Annotated in this window: 4 protein-coding genes; all 4 read right to left on the bottom strand. The window is 76.5% G+C overall.

Going from position 1 to position 4,093, the window contains the following annotated elements; translation table 11 throughout:
- Window positions 1-1,099: hypothetical protein (locus tag E1291_RS39835; RefSeq protein ID WP_207401208.1), on the bottom strand; the 1,099-nt coding region annotated here is incomplete at its 3' end.
- A gap of 114 nt (window positions 1,100-1,213) precedes the next feature.
- Window positions 1,214-1,915 carry an ABC transporter ATP-binding protein gene (locus E1291_RS39830; protein ID WP_242614675.1) on the bottom strand — a complete coding sequence of 234 codons (702 nt, stop codon included), beginning with the start codon at window positions 1,913-1,915 and terminating at the stop codon, window positions 1,214-1,216.
- On the bottom strand, window positions 1,908-2,843 hold the full coding sequence (locus tag E1291_RS39825) for an ABC transporter ATP-binding protein (RefSeq protein WP_131743179.1): 936 nt from the start codon (window positions 2,841-2,843) through the stop codon (window positions 1,908-1,910). The genes E1291_RS39830 and E1291_RS39825 overlap by 8 nt, the downstream gene beginning before the upstream one ends.
- Before the next feature lie 4 nt (window positions 2,844-2,847).
- On the bottom strand, window positions 2,848-4,093 hold a 1,246-nt coding region (locus E1291_RS42880; RefSeq protein ID WP_207401207.1), incomplete at its 5' end, for an FtsX-like permease family protein.

Here is a 4,093-nt window from a genome sequence, read left to right as displayed (position 1 = left end):
CGACCACGACCGGCGCGGCCTGGCCCGTCTGCCGCGCGGACGCCGTCCGCGCCCACGCGGCGAGGGCGGCGGCGTAGCGTCCGGCGTCCGGGGCCAGTTCCGCGGCCGTGGCGACCGCCGCTGCCGTGCGTCCGGCGAGCATGTAGCCGGATTCGGCGAGATGTACCCCGGCGAGCCGCTCCAAGCCCTCGCGGACGGACGGGTCGCCCGTGAGCGTCTCGGCCATGTCCGCCGTGACCTGGACGCCTTCCAGGGCGCACAGCATGGTGAGCGCGGTGCGGGAACCGGCGTCGAGGCCCGTGGCCAGCGCTTCGGCGAGCACCGCGGTCTCCGCGTCCGGGGCGATGACCTCCGGTCCGTGGGCGCGTGCGGCGGCGGCCGCCTGCACGACCGCCGCCGGGTGCCCGCCGGTCGCCCGGACCAGGGCGCGCAGGGCCGCGTCCTCGGCCTCGTCCGGGTCGTGTCCGAGTTCCCGGACGGCCAGTTCCATCGCGGGCTCCTCGGTGAGGCCCGCCAGGGTCAGCGCCCGGCCCTGGGTGAACATCGTGCGCCGCTCGGAGGCCACCACCAGGTCGCCCGCCGGGACGGCGGCGACGAGGGAGCGCAGGTCGTCCTCGTCGCCCATGAAGTCGTCGACGACGAACAACGCCTGGATCCGGCCCATCAGCCGCTGGAGCCGGTCCTCGTCCGGGCGGTAGGCGGGGACCTCGTAGCAGGCTTGGAAGAGTTCCTGGACGATGTCCTCCACCACGAGGCCCGCCGCGGACAGGAACACGACGTCCTCACCGGCCGCCGCGTGCCGCGCGGCCACCGCCCGCAGCACCGCGGACTTGCCGATCCCGCGTTCCCCGTGCACCTGGACGGGCTCCCCCGCCGCGATCCACTCGTCCAGCCGGGCGAGGTCGGCGTCGCGGCCGAGCGGCGCCACGCCGCGTGGGAGCGCTGTGCCCCCGGGCTTCGGCCTGCGCCTGGGCGCGGGCGGGTCGCCGTCGTTCGCCGACACGTGGGTGCCATGGTGGGTGATGACGACGTTGTGGTCACCGACGACGACCGTGCCGCTGAGGTCCCCGCCGACGCGCATGATGGGCTCGTCGCTCATGAGGTTCCCCGTTCGTCCTCGTCCTGGACTTCTGGAACGTAACGACGACCCGCACGGCGGACAATGCCGTGTGACTCAATGGCCGGGGCCGGACGCGGACGCGTGACCCGGAGGTCAGGTGGCGGTGGCCTCGGCGGGGACCTCGGTGATGACGCCGTCCTCCAGGTGGAGGACGCGGTCGGCCTCGGCCAGCAGGGCCTGGTCGTGCGTGGCGACCAGGACGGTGACGCCCTCGCTCGCCACGACGGCGCGCAGCAGCGGCATGATCGCGGCGGCGGTCTCGGAGTCGAGCTGGCCGGTGGGCTCGTCGGCGAGCAGCAGGCGCGGCCGGCCGGCCAGGGCGCGGGCGATCGCGACGCGCTGGCGCTGGCCGCCCGACAGCTCGTAGGGGCGCTGCCGGGCGTGGTCGGCGAGGCCGACCAGCGCGAGCATGACGCGGACGCGCTCGGCGCGCTCGGCCGGGGCGGTGCGGGCCAGCCGCAGCGGCACCTCGACGTTCTCGGCGGCCGACAGGACGGGGATCAGGCCGTGCGACTGGAACACGAACCCGATCACGTCGCGGCGCAGGGCGAGCAGGTCGTCCTCGGAGAGGGCGCCGACGTCCCTGCCGCCGACCCGGACGGTGCCGCCGTCGGGGGCGTCCAGGCCGCCGATCAGGTTCAGCAGGGTGGTCTTGCCGGAGCCGGACCGGCCCTTGATCGCGACGAGCTCGCCGGGCGCGGCGGTGAGGGACGCGCCGCGCAGCGCCGGGACCTCGACCTTGCCGGTGCGGTAGGTCCTGGTCAGGCCGTCGACGGCGACCATCGGCTCAGTCATCGGACTCCTCGGTTCGGTCGGGCCAGACGCCGACGTGGTCCTCCTCCAGCGCGAGCCGGACGCGGTCGCGCAGGTCGAGCGCCCGCAGGAAGCCGCGGGGCAGCTGGACGCGGCCGGCGCGGTCCAGGACGGCGTACTCCTCGCTGACGCGGGTGCCGTCGGCCTCGTCGCGGCGGCGGACCTCGCTGCTGGTGCGGCCGTCGCGGATCCCGACGGTCCGGTCGACGCGCTCGGCGACCTGCGCGTCGTGGGTCACGACGACGGTGGTGGTGCCGAGCTCCCGGTTGACGCGGCGCAGCGCCTCGAAGACCTCGGCGGCGGTGCCGGTGTCCAGCTCGCCGGTGGGCTCGTCGGCGAGCACGACCCGCGGCTCGTTGGCGACGGCGACGGCGATCGCGATGCGCTGCTGCTGACCGCCCGACAGCTCGGCGGGGCGGCGCCCCGCGCAGTCGCCGACGCCGAGCATGCCGAGCAGCTCCGCCGCACGCGTGGCGCGGGCACGGCGCGGCCGTCCCGCGAAACGCATGGGCAGCTCAACATTCTGAACGGCGGTCAGATAGGGGACGAGGTTGCGGGCCGTCTGCTGCCAGATGAACCCGACCTGCTCGCGGCGGAACCGCAGCCGTTCCTTGGCGGCCATCGTGAGCAGGTCCGCGCCGGCGACCCGGGCGACGCCGGCGGTCGGCACGTCCAGTCCCGACAGGATGTTCAGCAGCGTGGACTTGCCCGAGCCGGACGCGCCGACGATGGCGATCAGCTCGCCGGGGTCGACGAGCAGGTCCAGGCCCTGGAGCGCGACGACCTCGATGCCGTCGGCCTTGTAGATGCGCACCAGGTTGTCGCAGACGATGTGGGCGCCCTCGCCGTAGGCGGGTCCGCGCTCGACGGCGCGCCGCTCCAGTTCGGCGAGGTCGGGTGTGCGGCTCATCCCGTCAGTCCCCCGTTCTGAGGACGCCGCCGAGCCGGCGGCGTGCGTCGAAGGCGCGGTCCACGGCCACCGCCGCGGCGGCGGCGAGCAGCAGGGCGCCGAGCGGCGCGGGCAGCGCCGCCGGGTCGATGGCGTGGTTGGCGGCGGCGGCGACGCCGCCGGTGTAGGGGCGCAGGTCCACGACGGGGCCGGTGACGCGGGGCAGCAGCAGCCCGAGCGCCCAGCCGGCGCCGGCCGAGCACAGCGGCACCGGCGCGATCTCGACCAGCGCGAGACCGCGGCTCTGCCGACGGCTCAGCCCGAGGACCCGGAGCCGGGCGACGGCGCGGCCCCTCGCACGGGCGCCGACGACGACCACCAGCAGCACCGTGAGCAGCCCGTACCCGCCGCCGATGAGCGCCGCGTCGCGGAAGGTGTCGTGCACGACGTCGACCAGCGGCGCGCCGGTCATGCCGCGCAGCACGTCCCGCCGGACCAGGACGGACTGGTCGAGCCCGCCGGTGATGGCGACCTTCGGTACCGACGCCCGCAGCGCGCCGCGCAGCGCGGCCGGGTCGGGGTCGCCGCGGACGAACACGTCGGTGGGGAACGCCTTCGTCCCGGTCAGCGTCCCGTACGGGACGACGGCGAAGGCCGTGTCGGGGCCCTCGCCCGGGAACTCCTTCACCCGGCCGGACGGGGTGAGGCGGATCGGGTCGAAGCCGGGCCCGCCCAGCGTGACCGGCCCGGGGCCCAGCTCGCGGGCGGCGGCCGGGGACAGCAGCGCGCCGGACGGGTGCGCGGGCAGCCGGCCCGGCGAGACCTCGCGGTACGCCTCCAGGTCGAGGGCGATGAGCGTGACCCGCGCCGAGCCGGACGCGGGCCGCAGGTCGTGGACGACGCGGGCCCGCGCGGTCGCGGTGACGCCGGGCAGGGCGCCGACCCGGGCGGCGACGTCCGGTTCGAACCGCTCGGCGGAGATCCGCGCGTCCGCGCCGACGGAGGCCCAGGCGGCGTGCGACTGCCCGCGTTGCAGGGCGGCCTCCACGGTGGAGGCGAAGCCCGCCACGGTCGCCGCGAGCAGCAGCACGATCAGCGGCACCCCGCCGATGAGGCCCTGCCGGGACGCGCGGGCGACGCCGAGGAACGCGACCGCGCCCCGGCCGCGGCGCAGCACCCGCCCGGCCGCGCGCAGCAGGAAGGGGTAGGCGCGCAGCACCAGGACGCCGAGCGCGCCGCCGAGCAGCACGGGCACGGCGGCGATGAGCGGG

It is taken from the genome of Actinomadura roseirufa, assembly GCF_900659635.1.
Lineage (GTDB): Bacteria > Actinomycetota > Actinomycetes > Streptosporangiales > Streptosporangiaceae > Spirillospora > Spirillospora roseirufa.
This window is presented reverse-complemented; position numbering and strand designations above follow the sequence as displayed.

What these genes read in the sequence shown, in the direction of transcription:
- E1291_RS39830 (WP_242614675.1), bottom strand. Translation starts at nt 1,915, where the DNA reads ATGACTGAGCCGATGGTCGCCGTCGACGGCCTGACCAGGACCTACCGC.
- E1291_RS39825 (WP_131743179.1), bottom strand. Translation starts at nt 2,843, where the DNA reads ATGAGCCGCACACCCGACCTCGCCGAACTGGAGCGGCGCGCCGTCGAG.